Raw genomic sequence first — 15,039 nt, 5'->3', positions numbered from 1 at the left:
GCATGCTCGCCCTCGTCGTGAACCCCGTCGCCGGGGTCGGGGGTCCTGCTGGGCTCGCCGGCTCCGACGGCGCGGCCGTGCAGGCGGAGGCCGCCGAGCGCGGCGCCCGCCCGCACGCCGGCGAGCGCGCCCGGACGGCGCTCGAGGTCATCGCGACGATCTCGCGGGTTGAGGAGGGAGCGCAGCGACCGTCTCGAAACCCGGCCGGTGGTCTCGATACGGCGCTGCGCGCCTCCTCGACCGACGGTCGCCCGGTCGTCCTCACCGCCGCAGGGCCGATGGGGGAGGACGCGGTGCGCGCCGCCGGCCTCGAGTCGCGCGTCGTCTACCGGCCGAGCGGCGCCGGCGCCGAGGCATCCGCGTTCGAGACGACGCCCGCCGACACGACGGCCGCCGTGCGCGCGTTCGTCGACGCCGGCGCGACCCTCGTGCTCTTCGCCGGCGGCGACGGCACCGCCCGCGACGTCGCCGCGGGACTGCAGCCGGTCGGTCGAGTAGCGGCGACGGAGTCATCGCGTATCGAGACCACCCGCAGCAGTGGTCTCGATACGGCGCTGCACGCCTACTCGACCGACGGGGGTGTCGCCGCCCTCGGCATCCCGGCGGGCGTCAAGATGTACTCGCCGGTGTTCGCCGTGAGTCCGCGGGCGGCCGGTGCGCTCGCCGCGGCGTGGCTCGAGGCATCCACGACGGCGCCCCTGCCCGTGCAGGAGCGCGAGGTGATCGACATCGACGAGGCCGCCATGCGGCGCGCCCGCGTCGAGCCCCGGCTCTACGGCACGATGCCCGTGCCCTACCGCGCCGGCCGCACGCAGTCGCGCAAGGCGGCGACGCCCGTGAGCGAGCACGCCGCGGTCGCCGCGGCGGCGCGCGGGGCCGTTCGTGCGATGCGCCCGGGTATCCGGTACCTGCTCGGGCCGGGCGGCACGATGTCCGAGGTCGCCCGCGAGCTCGGCGTCGAGAAGACGCCCCTCGGCGTCGACGTCGTGCTCGACGGCCGCGTTGTGCGCGCCGGCGCGAGCGAGCACGACCTCGTCGACGAGGTCTCGCGCGGACCGGCACGGGCCGTCGTGAGCGTCATCGGCGGGCAGGGATTCCTGCTCGGCCGGGGCAACCAGCAGCTCTCCGCGCGCGTGCTGCGCCTGCTCGACGACGACCCCCTGGTCGTCGTCGCGCCCGAGCAGAAGCTCATCGACCTCGGCGGGCGCCCCCTGCTCGTCGACACCGGCGACCCCCGCGTCGACGCGCGCCTCGCCGGTTTCGCGCGCGTGATCACCGGCCCGTCGACGACGAGCGTCTACCCTGTGCAGGCGCCCGACGCCGAGGCATCCGACCACGACCCGGATGGTCTCGATACGGGCTCCGCCATACTCGACCGACCGTTCATCCTCCACCCCCGAACCGAAGGAGAAGGCCATGCGCCTTGAGAACAAGCAGGCCATCGTCACGGGCGGCGCGGGCGGCATCGGCCGCGCGACGTCGATCGCCCTCGCCGCCGAGGGCGCGAAGGTCGCCGTCGTCGACCTGAACCTCGAAGCCGCGCAGGCGGTCGCCGACGAGATCCGTGCTGCGGGCGGCACGGCCGTCGCGATCGGGGCGGATGTCTCGAGCGAGGCCGACATCGAACGGGTCGTCGCGAGCGTGGTCGACGAGTTCGGCGGCGTGAACGTCGTCTTCAACAACGCGGGAATCATCCGGCGCACGACCGCGGTCGAGACGACGGTCGAGGAATGGGACCGCGTGTTCGGCGTCAACGTGCGCTCGATCTTCCTCATGTGCAAGCACGTCGTGCCGATCATGGCGGCCGCGGGCGGCGGCTCGATCGTCAACACCGGCTCGGGCTGGGGCCTCAAGGGCGGCGGCCGGGCGATCTCGTACTGCGCCTCGAAGGGCGCCGTCGTCAACATGACCCGCGCGCTCGCGATCGACCACGGCCCGCAGGGCATCCGCGTGAACTCGGTGAACCCGGGCGACGTGAACACGGGCATGCTGCGCGACGAGGCCCGCCAGCTCGGCCAGGCCGAGGACGGGTTCCTCGCCGAGGCCGCCGACCGGCCGCTGCGCCGCATGGGCGAGCCGCGCGAGATCGCGTCGGCCGTCGTGTGGCTCGCGAGCGACGAGTCGAGCTACGTCACGGGTTCGGCGCTCGTCGTCGACGGCGGCGGGATCGCGTAGCGGTCGTCGACCGCTCCGCAGGTCGAGGAGCGCCGACGCGCAGCGGCGACGCGTCTCGAGACCGGGTGACCAGGTCTCGAGACGCGTCCTCCTTCGTCGGGCGCTCCTCGACCAGCGGGCAGGGGCGCGGTCAGCCCTGCGGGATGGCTGCGACGACGTCGATCTCGACGAGGATGTCGGCGAGGCGCGAGCCGACGGTCGTGCGCACGGGGTACGGCTCGGTGAAGAACTCGGCGTAGGCCTCGTTGTACTCGGCGAAGTCGGCGAGGTCCTCGAGGTGCGCCGTCACCTTCACGACGTCGTCGTGGGTGAGCCCGTACTCGGCGAGCACGGCGCCGATGTTGCGCAGCACCTGGCGGGTCTGCTCCTTCACACCGCCCTCGACGACGAGGCCCGTCGCCGGGTCCTGCGGGCCGAAGCCCGCGGTGTACAGGAATCCGTTGGCGACGACGCCGTGGCTGTACGGGCCCGCGGGCTTCGGCGCGTTCGAGAGGGTGACGGCGGTCTTGGACATCGGGGTTTCCTCCTGTGGGTTCGGTCGGACGGTGGTGGAGATGATGATTCGGGATGCGCGGGGGTGCACGGCCGCGCGACTCTGACACTGATGCCGAATCGGCATCAGTGTCAGAGTGCGACGAGACGACATCCGGTTCAGCCGAGTTCTCGCGAGATGAGCTCGGCGGTCTCCCGCATGGCGGGCAGGTCGGCCTTCAGCCGGTCGAGGTCGGCGACCATGCGGATCGCCGTGACCGACAGTGCACCGACGATGCCCATCGAGCTGCGGATGGGCACCGCGATGCAGTTCACGAACGCCTCGAACTCGCGGTCGTCGGTCGCGTAGCCGCGGGCCGAGACGAGTGCGAGCTCGCGGTCGAGCCGTTCGCGCGAGTCGATCGTGAGGTCGGTGTAGCGCTGCCACACGACGCCGTCGAGCACGGCGTCGCGGCCGGCCCGGTCGAGGTCGGCGAGGATCGCCTTGCCCACTGCCGAGCAGTAGGGGATCACCGCCCGGCCGATGCGCGAGTACATGCGCACGCCGGACTCGTCCTCGGCCTTGTCGACGTAGACGATCGAGCGGTCCATGAGGGCGGCGAGGTGCACGGTGTTGCCCGTGCGGCGCTGCAGCCGTCGCACGTGCTCGGAGCCCGCCTCGCGCAGGTCGAGGGAGTCGAGCGCCTGCTTCGAGAGCGTGGCGAGGTGGGTGCCGAGGGTGTAGCGGCCCGAGCCGCGCTTGCGCACCCAGCCGACGGCCTCGAGCGCCTGCAGCTCGCGGAACATCGTCGACCGGTGCAGGCCGAACTCCTCGGCGAGCTCGGCGACGGTGCGCGGGGCGGCGGCGATCGCGTCGATGATGCCGGCTGCGCGGGTCACGCTCTGCGACATGTCATGCCCTCCGGATTCCCGTTCCCGGCGTCGCGCCGGTGAGCTCGCCGCCGGTGAGCACGGGCACGCCCGCGACGAAGACGTCGTCGATGCCTTCGGCGAGGCGGAGCGGTGCCGCGTAGGTGGCGCGAGCACCGACCCGGGCCGGGTCGACGAGCACGAGGTCGGCGATCGCACCCTCGCGCACGGCGCCACGACCGCCCAGGCCGAAGCGGCGCGCGGCGCGCGCGGAGACGAGGGCCGCGGCATCCGGCCAGCCCATCGCCCCCTGCTCGCGCACGAGGAGTGCGAGGTACCGCGCGAACGAGCCGCGCGCCCGCGGATGCGGGTGCCGGCCGATGAAGATGCCGTCGGAGCCGCCGATCGCCTCGGGCGTCGACAGGATCGCGGCGAGCTCGGCATCGCTGCGTTCGTGCTGCACCGCCATCACGACGTTGACCTCGAGCCGCGAGGCCACGAGCACGTCGAGGGCGAAGTCGATCGCGTCGACCTCGACGCCCGTGCGTGCGCTCGCCTGCGCCGCGCCCTCGGCGAGGGTGAGCCCGTGCGCCCAGTCGTACTCGGGGGCGGCGACGTGCGCGAGGGTGAGCATGCCTGGCCAGTCGGGGCCGAGGCTCGCGTATGCCGTGATCGTCGGGAACCAGTCGCCCCGCAGCCGAGCGCGCGCGGCGGGGTCGGCGAGCACGCCCAGCACCTCGGCGGCAGGACGCACGGTGAGCGATGCGGGCAGGATCGGCATGGCGAGGATCGAGCAGCCGCGCGTGTAGGGGTAGGCGTCGAAGGTGGCGTCGAGGCCGGCATCGGCGAGCCGGTCGAGCTCGCGCCGCACGATCGCGGGCTCGGCGTGGAAGTGCGACACGTGCACCCGGACCCCGCTCGCCGCGGCGATGGCGGCGACCTCGTCGATGCCCGTGGCCGAGTTCGCCTCGTATCCGCCGCGCATGTGCGAGACGTACACGCCGTCCGCTTGCGCGACCGGGCGGGCGAGCTCTGCGAGCTCGGCGGCGTCGGCGAAGACGCCGGGCACGTAGTCGAGTCCGGTCGACAGCCCCACGGCGCCGTCGGCGAGGCCGGATGCCACGAGCTCGCGCATCTCGTCGAGCTCGGCGCCGGTCGGGGCTGCGGTGGAGCGGCCCATCACCGCGAACCGCACGGTGCCGGCGGGCACGAGCGTCGCGACGTTGAGGGCGGTCGCGCCGTCGTAGCCGGCGAGGAGCTGCGCGATGCCGCCGCCCGGGTGGCGAGGGTGCCGCCCGTTGATCGCCGCGAAGTACTCGGTGCCGTACCCGCCGTCGCCGGGGGCGAAGCCGACGCCGTCCTGGCCGCCGATCACGGTCGTCACGCCCTGGCGGAGCAGGGCGAGTTGCACGTCGGGGTCGAAGACCGCCGCGTCGGCGTGCGAGTGCGCGTCGACGAATCCCGGCATGAGCAGGCGACCGGCGGCGTCGATGACCGTCGATCCCGGTCGGTCGAGTCGCGCGGAGCGCGTAGCGAGACCACCCGCGTCCGAGGCATCCGTGGTCTCGATACGGCGCTGCGCGCCCGCTCGACCGACGGATGCCGCCATGACCGCGGCGATCCGCCCGCCCTCGAGCAGCACGTCGTGCAGCCCGGCCCGCTCGCCGGCCGCGTCGACGACGCGCGCGTTCGTGATCAGTACCGACACGGCGCGCCTCAGAAGTACGTGCGCACGAGGTCGACGACGAGGTCGCTGCCGGCGTGGTCGACCACGGGGATCCACCGCCACTTGTCGAACGCCGTGCACGGGTGCGAGAGCCCGAGCACCACGACGTCGCCGATGCCGACCGGCAGCTCGCCGCCCGGCTCCGCCCGCAGGTACGCGTGCTGGTCGTTGACCGCGGTGACGGATGCCTCGCCGAGCGGTCGCACGTCTGCGCCGGGTGCGGCGGCGACGCCGAGCGGCACGGGCAGGCCCTCGTCGTACGGCAGGTCGCGCTTGCCGCCGTCGAGCAGCGCGAGGGCGGGCTCGGGGTGCGAAACCACGCGGGCGTGCCCGCGCATCGCGGCGGTGAGCTCGGAGTCGATCGGCGAGATGCCCCGGTAGAAGCCGTCGTCGTGCACGAGCGACGCGCCCGAGCGCAGCACCCAGCGGGTGTCGTGCACCGCGTCGTGCGCCTCGATCTCGGGCCCGAACACGTCGGCGACGAGGTCGAGGTACGCGCTGCCGCCGGCGGTGACGACGAGCGGCCCTTCGGCCGGATCGGCGAGCCCCCGCACGATGTCGTGGAGCTCGAGCAGGTCGGCGAGGTAGTCGCGCACGGCGGCGACCGCGACCGACGAGCGGTCGTGGCCGAGGCTGCCCTCGTACCCGGCGACCCCGGCGAGCCGGAGTGCGGGGGAGTCGGCGACGCGGCGGGTGATCTCGATCGCCTCGTCGAGGCCGCGCGCGCCCGTGCGGCCGCCGCCGGCGCCGAGCTCGACGAGCACCGCGAGGGGGCGCCTCGGGGCCTCGGGCGCCGCGGCGAGCCCGCGCTCCATCGCCTCGACGGTCTCGATCGAGTCGGCCCACGACCAGAACTCGAACTCGGGGTCGGCGTGCTCGGCCGCGACCCAGGCGAGCGCGTCGGCCGCCACGAGCGCGTTCGCGAGCATGATCGAACGGACCCCGAACGATCGGGCCGCGCGCACCTGCCCGGGCGTCGCGAGCGTCAGCCCGGTCGCACCCGCGTCGAGCTGCAGGCGCCAGAGCGCCGGCGCCATCGTCGTCTTGCCGTGCGGCATGAGCTCGAGTCCGCGTTCGGCGCACCAGCGCTGGATCGTCGCGGCGTTGTGCTCGAGCGCGGCCCGGTCGAGGGCGATGAGCGGCGTCCAGAACTCGCCGAGCCGGGGCGAGGTCGCGAGGAACTCGCGCACGGTGAGCCCCGCCGCGCGGGTGGGCAGCCCCTTGTCACTCGCGTCGAGGCGGGCGTCGGCGGTCTCGGCGAGCGGCGTGAGACGGGTCATCCGGCGTGCTCCTTCTGCCTGTTGCGAATACTGCAACACGTTTGCGCAACGGTTGCACACCGGTCAGCATAGACCCGTGACCGCCGCCCCGCAGCCCGAGATCGTCGCCGTCGGCGAGACCATGGCGCTCGTGGCGCCCGCGCGCGCGGAGCCGCTCGAGCGGGCCGTCGACTTCCACGTCGACGCCGCCGGCGCCGAGTCGAACGTCGCCTCGCACCTCGCCGCGCTCGGGCGCGCAGCCGCGTGGGCGGGTCGGGTCGGCGACGACGCGCTCGGCCGACGGCTCGTCGCGCAACTCGCGGCGCGCGGGGTCGACACCCGGTTCGTCGAATGCGACGCCGGCGCGCCCACCGGGCTCTACGTGAAAGACCCGGGCAACGGCGTGCAGTACTTCCGCGCCGGCTCGGCCGCCTCGCGCATGTCGCCCGAGTTCGCCGAACGCCTGCCGCTCGACGGTTCGCGTGTGGTGCACCTCAGCGGCATCACGGCGGCGCTCTCGGGCGACTGCGACGCCATGCTCGACACCCTGATCGCACGCGTCGCCGCGACCCCGGCGATCGTGAGCTTCGACGTGAACCACCGCGCGGCGCTGTGGCCGTCGCTCGAGGCCGCCGCCGGGCGACTCCGCGCGCTCGCGGCGGCCGCCGACCTCGTCTTCGTCGGACTCGACGAGGCGGCGCGTCTCTGGGCGACCGCGAGCCCGGCCGAGGTGCGTGCCCTCCTGCCCGAACCCGACCTGCTCGTGGTGAAGGACGGCGACGTCGGCGCGACCGAGTTCGCGCGCGCCGACGACGGCGTCGACGAGCAGTCGCACGTCGCCGCGCACGCGGTCGAGGTCGTCGAGGCCGTCGGCGCGGGCGACGCGTTCGCCGCCGGCTACCTCGCGGCCCTCCTCGCGGGCCGCGGACCGGCCGAGCGGCTGCGCGCGGGCCACGACCGCGCCGTGCTCGTGCTCGGCGAGACGAGCGACTTCCCACGCGGCATCCCCGCCGCCGACCGTGCCGCAGCCGGGGCGGGCGCCGCCCGTTCGACCACGCCCGACCCGAGCATCGAGAGGCCGCAGCCATGACCCGCATCGAGAACACCGCGTTCGACACCCTCCTCGCCGAACGGCCGCTGATGGCGATCTTCCGCGGCCTCGGCGTCGAGCGCAGCCTCGAGCTCGCCCGCACGGCCTGGTCGCTCGGCATCGACGTCGTCGAGCTGCCGATCCAGTCGGACGCCGACGTCGACGCGCTCGCCGCCGTGGTCGACGCCGGTCGCGCCGAGGGCCGCATCGTCGGCGCCGGCACCGTCGTGGCCGAGCGCCACGTCGAGCAGGCCGCCGCCGCGGGAGCCGCATTCACGGTGAGCCCCGGCTTCGACGAGCGGATCGTGCGGGCGTCGTTCGAGGCGGGCCTGCCGCCCCTGCCGGGCGTCGCCACCGCGACCGAGGTGCAGCAGGCGATGGCACTCGGCCTCACCTGGCTGAAGGCGTTCCCCGCGTCGCTGCTCGGGCCCGCCTGGTTCGCGGCGATGTCCGGCCCCTTCCCGGCGGCCCGCTTCGTCGCGACGGGTGGCATGGATGCCTCGAACGCCGGCGTCTTCCTCGCCCGGGGGGTCCGCACCGTCGCGGTCGGGTCGGCGCTCGAAGACCCCGAGCAGCTTCACGCGCTCGCCGCGCTGCTCGCCGCCCGCTCCGAGTAGACGCGAGGGCGGCTCGGGCCGTCGATCCGTCACCTGCTCTTACTATCAAGAAAGTTTCCTGTTACATTTGCCCCATTCCCCGATGCGAAGGAGCACGGATGGGCGCGAAGTCGCTGCAGGGCACGCCGGCATGGCTGGGCGCGGTCAACGACCGCACCGCGTTCGCGCTGCTGCTCGAGCACGGTGTGCTCACCCGCAACCGCATCGGGGAGCTGTCGGGCCTCTCGAAGCCGACGGCATCCCAGATCGTGTCGCGTCTCGAGGGGGCCGGACTGATCCACGTCGTCGGCGAGGTCTCGGGCGGGCGAGGGCCGAACGCGGCCGGCTACGCGGCCCGCACCGACCTGGTCTACGGCGTCGCGGTCGACGTGACGGCGACGACCATCCGCGCGGCGGCGGTCGATGCCTCCGGCGAGGACCACCCGGTGGTCGAGCGTCCGGCGAAACAGCCCGGTGGTGCGCGCACCGCGCACGGCGACGTCGTCTGGGCGATCGAGACGGCGTCCGAGGCGGCGGGCATCGATCCCGATCGCGTGCGGCGCGTCATGATCGGCGTGCAGGGCGCCGTCGACGCCCGCACCGACGAGCTCGCGTTCGCCGAGGCGCTGCCCGGCTGGCCCCGCCGCGGCATCCGAGGCGGCCTCGAAGACAGCCTGCAGCGCATCGTCACGATCGAGAACGACGTGAACCTCGCGGCGATCGCCGAACGCACGCGCGGCGCCGGCGCGGGCACGCCCGGCTTCGCATTGCTCTGGATGGGCAACGGCCTCGGGGTCACGATCGACCTCGACGGGGAGCTCGTGCGCGGCGCCGGCGGCAGCGCGGGCGAGATCGGCTACCTCGCGGTGCCCGCCGCGGCCGCCGCGATCGATCCCGCGGCGAACGATCTGCAGGACCTCATGGGCGGTCCGGCCGTCGGTCGCGTGCTCCGCGCGAACGGCGTCGCGGGCCGCACGACGGCCGAGCGGCTCGACCGGCTCGCGACGGCGCCCGGGCGCGACGCCGCGATCGCCGAGCTCGCGCAGCGCATCGCGTTCGGCATCGCCCCGCTCGCCGCACTCGTCGACCCCGGGCTCGTCGTGCTCGGCGGACCGACCGGAGCGGCCGGCGGCAAGGCCCTCGCCGACGCCGTGCGGTCCGCCCTCCGGCGCACGACGCGCTGGTCACCCGACGTCGTCGCGACGAGCGTCGAGGAGCATCCCGTGCTCCGCGGCGCCCGCGACCGACTCGTCGCCGAGGTGCGTGCATCGCTCCTCGACGACGTCAGTTCCCTCATCGCGTGAGACGAACGCACCACCTCAGTTGCACCCGTGAACGAACGCACCACCGCAGTTGCACACGTATCCCACCCGCATCAACCGCACCAATGAGGACATCATGAGAAATCGATCACTGGCCGGCACCGTCGCGATCGCGACGGCCCTCGCCACCGCCGCAGCGCTCGCGCTGTCCGGCTGCTCGTCCGACACGAGCGGCACCGACTTCGCCACGACCGCGCCGAAGGAGCTCGAGGGAACCGTCTCCTTCTGGCACTTCTTCTCCGACCGGGAGGCCGATGTCATCCAGTCCGTCGTCGACGACTTCGAGCAGGAGAACCCCGGTGTGACGGTCGAGGTCCACTCCGGCCAGGACGACGAGAAGCTCCGCAAGGCGATCGCGACGGGCAGCAAGGTCGACCTCGGCCTCAGCTACTCGACCGACATCGTCGGCAACTTCTGCTCGACCGGGGCGTTCCGCGACCTGGGCGACGTCATCGAACGCGACGGCGTCGACCTCGGGCAGTTCCCCGACATCGTGAAGAGCTACACCGAGTTCGACGGCGTGCGGTGCTCGATGCCCGTGCTCGCCGACGCGTACGGCCTGTACTACAACACGGACCTGCTGAGCGCGGCCGGCTTCTCGGAGCCGCCGAAGACGCTCGGCGAGCTCGAGACGATGGCCGACGCGCTCACGACCTACAATGACGACGGCAGCATCAAGACGCTCGGCTTCAACCCGATGATGGGCTGGGCCGAGAACTCGGCCGCGCACTACGGGCCGATGGCCGGCGGCGTGTGGCTCAACGACGACGGCACGAGTGCGGTCGGCTCGTCGGGCACGTGGAACGAGCTCATGGAGTGGCAGGAGGCCTACGTCCAGAAGATCGGCTACGACAAGCTGAACACCTTCACCTCGGGGCTCGGCCAGGAGTTCTCGGCCGACAACGCCTTCCAGAAGGGCTCCGTCGCGATGAACCTCGACGGCGAGTACCGCACGGCGTTCATCGCCGACCAGGCTCCCGACCTGAACTACGGAACCGCGCCCATGCCCGTGCTCGACGGCAAGGACGACCTGTACGGCGCCGGGTACATCACGGGCAACATCGCCGGCATCTCGAAGGGGTCGAAGCAGCCCGAGCTCGCCTGGGCGCTGCTGAAGTACCTGACCACCGACACCGATGCGATCGTGAAGCTCGCGAACGGGCTGAAGAACGTGCCGACGACGGCCGACGCGCTCGCGAGCCCCGACCTCGACCTGCCCGACCAGTTCACGACCTTCCTCGACATCATGAAGGACCCGAACTCGTCGACGACGCCGCCGAGCCCGCTCGGCGCCGGATACCAGCAGACGTTCCAGGACTTCTGGAACACCTACCAGGACGGCTCGGTCGACGACCTGCAGGCGGGCCTCGACGACGTCGACACGGCGATCAACGACCAGCTCGCCCTCGTGACCGGTCCGTAGTCCGGTGACCACTGCAGTACGCACTGCCCGGGGGCGGGCGACGGCGACCGTCGCCCGCCCCCGCGGGCCTCGCCGACGGCGCAACCTCGTCGTCCTGTCGATGCTCGCGCCCGCCCTGCTCGGCCTCGCGATCTTCTTCGTCTACCCGCTCGTGGCCTCGGTCTACTACTCGTTCACGCGCTACGACCTCGTGTCGCCGCCCGAGTGGATCGGACTCCGCAACTACACCTACCTGTTCACGCAGGACCCGAAGGTCTGGGTCGCGACCCTCAACACCCTCTGGTTCGTGGTCTTCCTCGTGCCGATCAAGATCATCTTCGCCCTGGGCATCGCCGGGCTCCTCGTGCGGGCGAAGCGCGTCGCCGGCGTCTGGCGCACGATCTTCTACCTGCCCGCGCTCGTGCCGCCCGTCGCCTCGGTCGTCGCATTCGTGTTCCTGTTCAACCCGGGCACTGGTCCCGTCAACCAGGTGCTGAAGCTCTTCGGCATCCCCGGACCGCTGTGGTTCAACGACCCGGCCTGGTCGAAGCCGTCCCTCGTGATCCTCGGCATCTGGGTGATGGGCGACATCATGATCATCTTCCTGGCCTCGCTGCTCGACGTTCCGCGCGAGCAGTACGAGGCCGCCTCGCTCGACGGTGCCAACGGGTTCCAGCAGGTCCGCTACGTGACGCTGCCGAACATCCGCCCCGTGCTGCTGTTCGCGGTCATCACGGGCGTCATCGCGGCACTCCAGTACTTCACCGAGGCGGCCGTCGCCTCGACGGTCGCCAATGGCAAGGCGGTCGTCGGCGAGGGCACCGGCTCGGCGCTCGGCTACCCCGACAACTCCCTGCTCACCTACACGCAGTGGCTGTACGTGCGCGGCTTCGCGAACTACCAGCTCGGATACGCGTCGGCGCTCGCGGTCATCCTGTTCGTCGTGGCGAGCGTGCTGCTCGTGCTCCTGCTGCGACGGTTCAAGGCCTTCACCCCGGAGAACGCCGCATGAGAATCCGCTCGACCCTCGCCTGGATCGCCGAGAACGCGCTCCTCGTCGCGCTCGCGATCCTCTTCGTCGCCCCGATCGTCTTCGTCGGGCTCACGTCGCTCATGTCCAGTGAGCAGACGCTCACGGCCTCGTTCTGGCCCGACCCGTTCCAGTGGTCGAACTACACGAAGGCGTTCACCGAGGTGCCGCTCGCGCTGTGGTTCGGCAACTCGACGTTCTACGCCGTCCTCGCCACGGCGTTCATGCTGGTCTCGAGCGTTCCGGCCGCCTACGTCCTCGCGAAGATCCGCTTCCGCGGCGCGAACCTGGTCTTCACGGCCATCATCATCGCGATGCTCCTGCCGCCGCAGGTGACGGCGATCCCGATCTACGTCATGTGGTCGCAGCTCGGCCTCACCGGCACGCTGTGGCCGCTCATCCTGCCGAACCTGCTCGGCGACGCGTTCTCGATCTTCCTGCTGCGGCAGTTCTTCCTCACCATTCCCGCCGAGTACGCGGACTCCGCGCGCATCGACGGCAACGGCGAGTGGGGCGTGCTCACGCGAGTGATGGTGCCGATGGCGAAGCCCGGCATCGCCGCGACCGCGATCTTCATGTTCTTCCACTCCTGGAACGACTACTACGGTCCGCTCCTGTACACGTCCGAGAACTCGTCGGCGTGGCCGGTCGCGTACGGCCTCGCCTCGTTCCGGGGCATCCACGGCACCGACTGGGGCCTCACGATGGCGATGACGCTGCTCGTCACGGTGCCCGTCGTGCTCGTCTTCTTCTTCGCCCAGCGCGTCTTCGTCGAGGGCATCACCATGACCGGAGTGAAGGGGTGACCATGAGGCTCGCCATCATCGGCGGAGGTTCGACCTATACGCCCGAGCTCATCGACGGCTTCGCGCGCCTGCGCGAGACTCTCCCGCTCGAGGAGGTGCGCCTCGTCGATCCCGACGAGGCGCGGCTCTCGCTCGTCGCCGGGATGTCGCGGCGCATGCTGGCGCACGCCGGCCACCCGGCCCGGGTCGTCGCCACGACCGACCTCGTCGCGGGGGTCGCCGATGCCGACGCCGTGCTCGTGCAGCTGCGCGTCGGCGGGCAGCACGCGCGCCACGCCGACGAGACCTGGCCGCACGAGGTCGGCTGCATCGGGCAGGAGACGACGGGCCCCGGCGGGCTCGCGAAGGCCCTCCGCACCGTTCCCGTCGTGCTGCGCATCGCCGAGGCGGTGCGCCGGCACGCCGCGCCCGACGCGTGGATCATCGACTTCACGAACCCCGTCGGCATCGTGACCCGGGGCCTCCTCGAGGCGGGTCATCGCGCGGTCGGACTCTGCAACGTCGCGATCGGGTTCCAGCGCCGGTACGCGTCGCTCTACGGCGTCGAGCACGACCGCGTGCACCTCGGCCACGTCGGGCTCAACCACCTCACGTGGGAGCGCAGCGTCACGATCGACGGTCGCGATCGGCTGCCCGAGCTGCTCGCCGGCCGGCTCGGCGACCTCGCCGGCGAGGTGCACCTCGCGCCCGAGCTGCTCACCCAGCTCGGCGTCGTGCCCTCGTACTACCTGCGCTATTACTACGCGCACGACGAGGTGCTGCGCGAACAGCTCGCGGAGCCCACCCGCGCCGAGGCGGTGCAGGCGATCGAGCGGGAGCTGCTCGAGCTCTACGCCGACGACTCGCAGTACGAGAAGCCCGCGGCACTCGAGGGCCGCGGCGGTGCGTTCTACTCGGAGGCGGCGATCGAGCTGCTCGCGGCGATGCGCGGCGGCGCCGATCGCGCCCGAGTGGTGAACCTGCGCAACGACGGGGTGCTCCCGTTCCTGCCCGACGACCACGTCATCGAGGTGCCCGCCCTGTTCCGAGACGGCGGATTCGTCGCGGAGCCGGTCGCGGCGCTGCCCGACGACCTCGCTGGGCTCGTCGCCGCGGTCGCGGGCTACGAGCGTCTCGCGCTCGACGCGGCCGTGCACGGCGGTCGCGACCGCGTGCTGCGGGCGATGCGGGCCCATCCGCTCGTGCTGCAGCACGATCGCGCCGAACGGTTGACCGACCTGCTCCTCGCCGAGAATGCGCGCTTCCTGGAGTGGGCGTGACCCCCGACGCCCCGATCGTGGTGGCGGTCGACGGCGGCGGGTCCAAGACCGACGCCGTCGCGCTCGAGCTCGACGGCACGGTCATCGCCCATCGCCGCGGCCCCGGCTCGAGCCCGCACTTCGAGGGACTCGAGGCGTCGGTCGCGGTCGTCGACGCGCTCGTGCGGGCGGTCGCGGGGGAGCGGCGGGTCGCGCACGCGGGCCTGTACCTCTCGGGCCTCGACCTGCCGATCGAGATCGCTCGCTACCGGACGGCCGTCGCCGGGCACGACTGGGCGGCGGCGTCGCTCACGGTCGACAACGACCTCTACGCCCTCCTGCGCGCCGGAACCGACGAACCCGACGCCGTCGCGATCGTCTGCGGCACGGGCGTGAACGCGATCGGGCTTCGCGCCGACGGCGCCGAGGTGCGATTCCCCTCGCTCGGTCACCTGTCGGGTGACTGGGGCGGCGGATCGGGCCTCGGCGAGGAGGTGCTGTGGCACGCCGCGCGCGCCGTCGACGGGCGCGGCCCGGCGACGGCCCTCGTCGGCGAGATCGAGCGGCGCCTCGGCGTCGGCTCCGTCGGCGAGTTGATCGAGGGCCTGCATCTCGGCGATCGGGATGCCTCGGAGCTGATCGACCTCGCCCCGGCCGTGTTCGCCGCGGCGACGGCGGGCGACGCGGTCGCGATCGCCCTCGTCGAGCGTCAGGCGACCGAGCTCGCGGACTTCGCCCGGGCCTGCCTCACCCGACTCGGGCTGCTCGACCGCGCGGTGCCGGTCGTGCTCGGCGGCGGCATCGCCCGGTCGGGAGATGAGCGCCTGCTCAGCGGCATCCGTGCCGATCTCGCGGCGGTCGCGCCGCTCGCCCGCGTGCGCATCGTCGACGAGGCGCCCATCGTCGGCGCGGCGCTGCTCGGCCTCGCCGCCGCGGGCGCCGACGGCGCCGAGCTCGTGCGGGCACGGGCCGCGGTGTCGGCCGCGACCGCCCCGGACGAGGTGCTCCTCGACGCCTGAACCGACCGGGTCGGCGGATCGCGGCACGTGACGGC

General features: G+C 72.8%; 14 protein-coding genes. 10 read left to right on the top strand and 4 right to left on the bottom strand.

Annotation, left to right across the window (positions count from 1 at the left end):
• Positions 1-2 precede the first annotated feature (2 nt).
• Both AC3RJ6_RS17130 and AC3RJ6_RS17125 read left to right on the top strand, forming a co-directional pair.
• Positions 3-1,427, top strand: coding sequence for an ATP-NAD kinase family protein (locus tag AC3RJ6_RS17130; protein ID WP_491428315.1), 1,425 nt, complete (start codon positions 3-5; stop codon positions 1,425-1,427).
• Positions 1,417-2,175: an SDR family NAD(P)-dependent oxidoreductase gene (locus AC3RJ6_RS17125; protein WP_491428314.1), complete on the top strand. Its 759-nt coding sequence runs from the start codon at positions 1,417-1,419 to the stop codon at positions 2,173-2,175. The genes AC3RJ6_RS17130 and AC3RJ6_RS17125 overlap by 11 nt, the downstream gene beginning before the upstream one ends.
• Before the next feature lie 130 nt (positions 2,176-2,305).
• On the opposite strand, the gene AC3RJ6_RS17120 is transcribed toward AC3RJ6_RS17125, so the two are convergent.
• The 4 genes from AC3RJ6_RS17120 to AC3RJ6_RS17105 all read right to left on the bottom strand — a co-directional run bounded on the left by AC3RJ6_RS17120 (position 2,306) and on the right by AC3RJ6_RS17105 (position 6,522).
• On the bottom strand, positions 2,306-2,689 hold the full coding sequence (locus AC3RJ6_RS17120; RefSeq protein ID WP_491428313.1) for a RidA family protein: 384 nt from the start codon (positions 2,687-2,689) through the stop codon (positions 2,306-2,308).
• A gap of 137 nt (positions 2,690-2,826) precedes the next feature.
• A complete protein-coding gene (locus AC3RJ6_RS17115; RefSeq protein ID WP_491428312.1) occupies positions 2,827-3,558 on the bottom strand; it encodes an IclR family transcriptional regulator in 732 nt (243 codons plus the stop codon).
• A gap of 1 nt (position 3,559) precedes the next feature.
• The gene (locus tag AC3RJ6_RS17110) at positions 3,560-5,224 is read right to left on the bottom strand and encodes an N-acyl-D-amino-acid deacylase family protein (RefSeq protein ID WP_491428311.1); all 1,665 of its coding nucleotides are present in this window, start codon (positions 5,222-5,224) and stop codon (positions 3,560-3,562) included.
• Between the two features lie 8 nt (positions 5,225-5,232).
• Positions 5,233-6,522, bottom strand: a complete 1,290-nt coding sequence (locus tag AC3RJ6_RS17105; protein WP_491428310.1) for an alanine racemase — start codon at positions 6,520-6,522, stop codon at positions 5,233-5,235.
• A 76-nt stretch (positions 6,523-6,598) separates the two neighbouring features.
• Here AC3RJ6_RS17105 and AC3RJ6_RS17100 point away from each other — a divergent pair, with 76 nt between their 5' ends.
• The 8 genes from AC3RJ6_RS17100 to AC3RJ6_RS17065 all read left to right on the top strand — a co-directional run bounded on the left by AC3RJ6_RS17100 (position 6,599) and on the right by AC3RJ6_RS17065 (position 15,004).
• Entirely contained in the window at positions 6,599-7,591 is a 993-nt protein-coding gene (locus AC3RJ6_RS17100) for a sugar kinase (RefSeq protein ID WP_491428309.1), read from the top strand.
• Entirely contained in the window at positions 7,588-8,208 is a 621-nt protein-coding gene (locus AC3RJ6_RS17095) for a bifunctional 4-hydroxy-2-oxoglutarate aldolase/2-dehydro-3-deoxy-phosphogluconate aldolase (RefSeq protein ID WP_491428308.1), read from the top strand. Before AC3RJ6_RS17100 ends, AC3RJ6_RS17095 begins: the two co-directional genes overlap by 4 nt.
• Positions 8,209-8,306: 98 nt before the next feature.
• Positions 8,307-9,491, top strand: coding sequence for an ROK family transcriptional regulator (locus AC3RJ6_RS17090; RefSeq protein WP_491428307.1), 1,185 nt, complete (start codon positions 8,307-8,309; stop codon positions 9,489-9,491).
• 94 nt (positions 9,492-9,585) lie between these two features.
• Complete coding sequence (locus AC3RJ6_RS17085; protein ID WP_491428306.1) at positions 9,586-10,932, top strand: extracellular solute-binding protein; 1,347 nt, start codon at positions 9,586-9,588, stop codon at positions 10,930-10,932.
• A 4-nt stretch (positions 10,933-10,936) separates the two neighbouring features.
• Positions 10,937-11,923 carry a carbohydrate ABC transporter permease gene (locus AC3RJ6_RS17080; protein WP_491428305.1) on the top strand — a complete coding sequence of 329 codons (987 nt, stop codon included), beginning with the start codon at positions 10,937-10,939 and terminating at the stop codon, positions 11,921-11,923.
• Positions 11,920-12,747, top strand: coding sequence for a carbohydrate ABC transporter permease (locus AC3RJ6_RS17075; RefSeq protein ID WP_491428304.1), 828 nt, complete (start codon positions 11,920-11,922; stop codon positions 12,745-12,747). The genes AC3RJ6_RS17080 and AC3RJ6_RS17075 overlap by 4 nt, the downstream gene beginning before the upstream one ends.
• Before the next feature lie 2 nt (positions 12,748-12,749).
• A complete protein-coding gene (locus AC3RJ6_RS17070; RefSeq protein WP_491428303.1) occupies positions 12,750-14,006 on the top strand; it encodes a family 4 glycosyl hydrolase in 1,257 nt (418 codons plus the stop codon).
• On the top strand, positions 14,003-15,004 hold the full coding sequence (locus AC3RJ6_RS17065) for an N-acetylglucosamine kinase (protein WP_491428302.1): 1,002 nt from the start codon (positions 14,003-14,005) through the stop codon (positions 15,002-15,004). The genes AC3RJ6_RS17070 and AC3RJ6_RS17065 overlap by 4 nt, the downstream gene beginning before the upstream one ends.
• Positions 15,005-15,039 lie beyond the last annotated feature (35 nt).

This window comes from Agromyces cucurbitae (genome assembly GCF_058349945.1).
This window is presented reverse-complemented; position numbering and strand designations above follow the sequence as displayed.

Coding starts and splice junctions, on each gene's coding strand:
- AC3RJ6_RS17130 (WP_491428315.1), top strand. CDS start 3: ATGCTCGCCCTCGTCGTGAACCCCGTCGCCGGGGTCGGGGGTCCTGCT.
- AC3RJ6_RS17125 (WP_491428314.1), top strand. CDS start 1,417: ATGCGCCTTGAGAACAAGCAGGCCATCGTCACGGGCGGCGCGGGCGGC.
- AC3RJ6_RS17120 (WP_491428313.1), bottom strand. CDS start 2,689: ATGTCCAAGACCGCCGTCACCCTCTCGAACGCGCCGAAGCCCGCGGGC.
- AC3RJ6_RS17115 (WP_491428312.1), bottom strand. CDS start 3,558: ATGTCGCAGAGCGTGACCCGCGCAGCCGGCATCATCGACGCGATCGCC.
- AC3RJ6_RS17105 (WP_491428310.1), bottom strand. CDS start 6,522: ATGACCCGTCTCACGCCGCTCGCCGAGACCGCCGACGCCCGCCTCGAC.
- AC3RJ6_RS17095 (WP_491428308.1), top strand. CDS start 7,588: ATGACCCGCATCGAGAACACCGCGTTCGACACCCTCCTCGCCGAACGG.
- AC3RJ6_RS17090 (WP_491428307.1), top strand. CDS start 8,307: ATGGGCGCGAAGTCGCTGCAGGGCACGCCGGCATGGCTGGGCGCGGTC.
- AC3RJ6_RS17085 (WP_491428306.1), top strand. CDS start 9,586: ATGAGAAATCGATCACTGGCCGGCACCGTCGCGATCGCGACGGCCCTC.
- AC3RJ6_RS17075 (WP_491428304.1), top strand. CDS start 11,920: ATGAGAATCCGCTCGACCCTCGCCTGGATCGCCGAGAACGCGCTCCTC.
- AC3RJ6_RS17070 (WP_491428303.1), top strand. CDS start 12,750: ATGAGGCTCGCCATCATCGGCGGAGGTTCGACCTATACGCCCGAGCTC.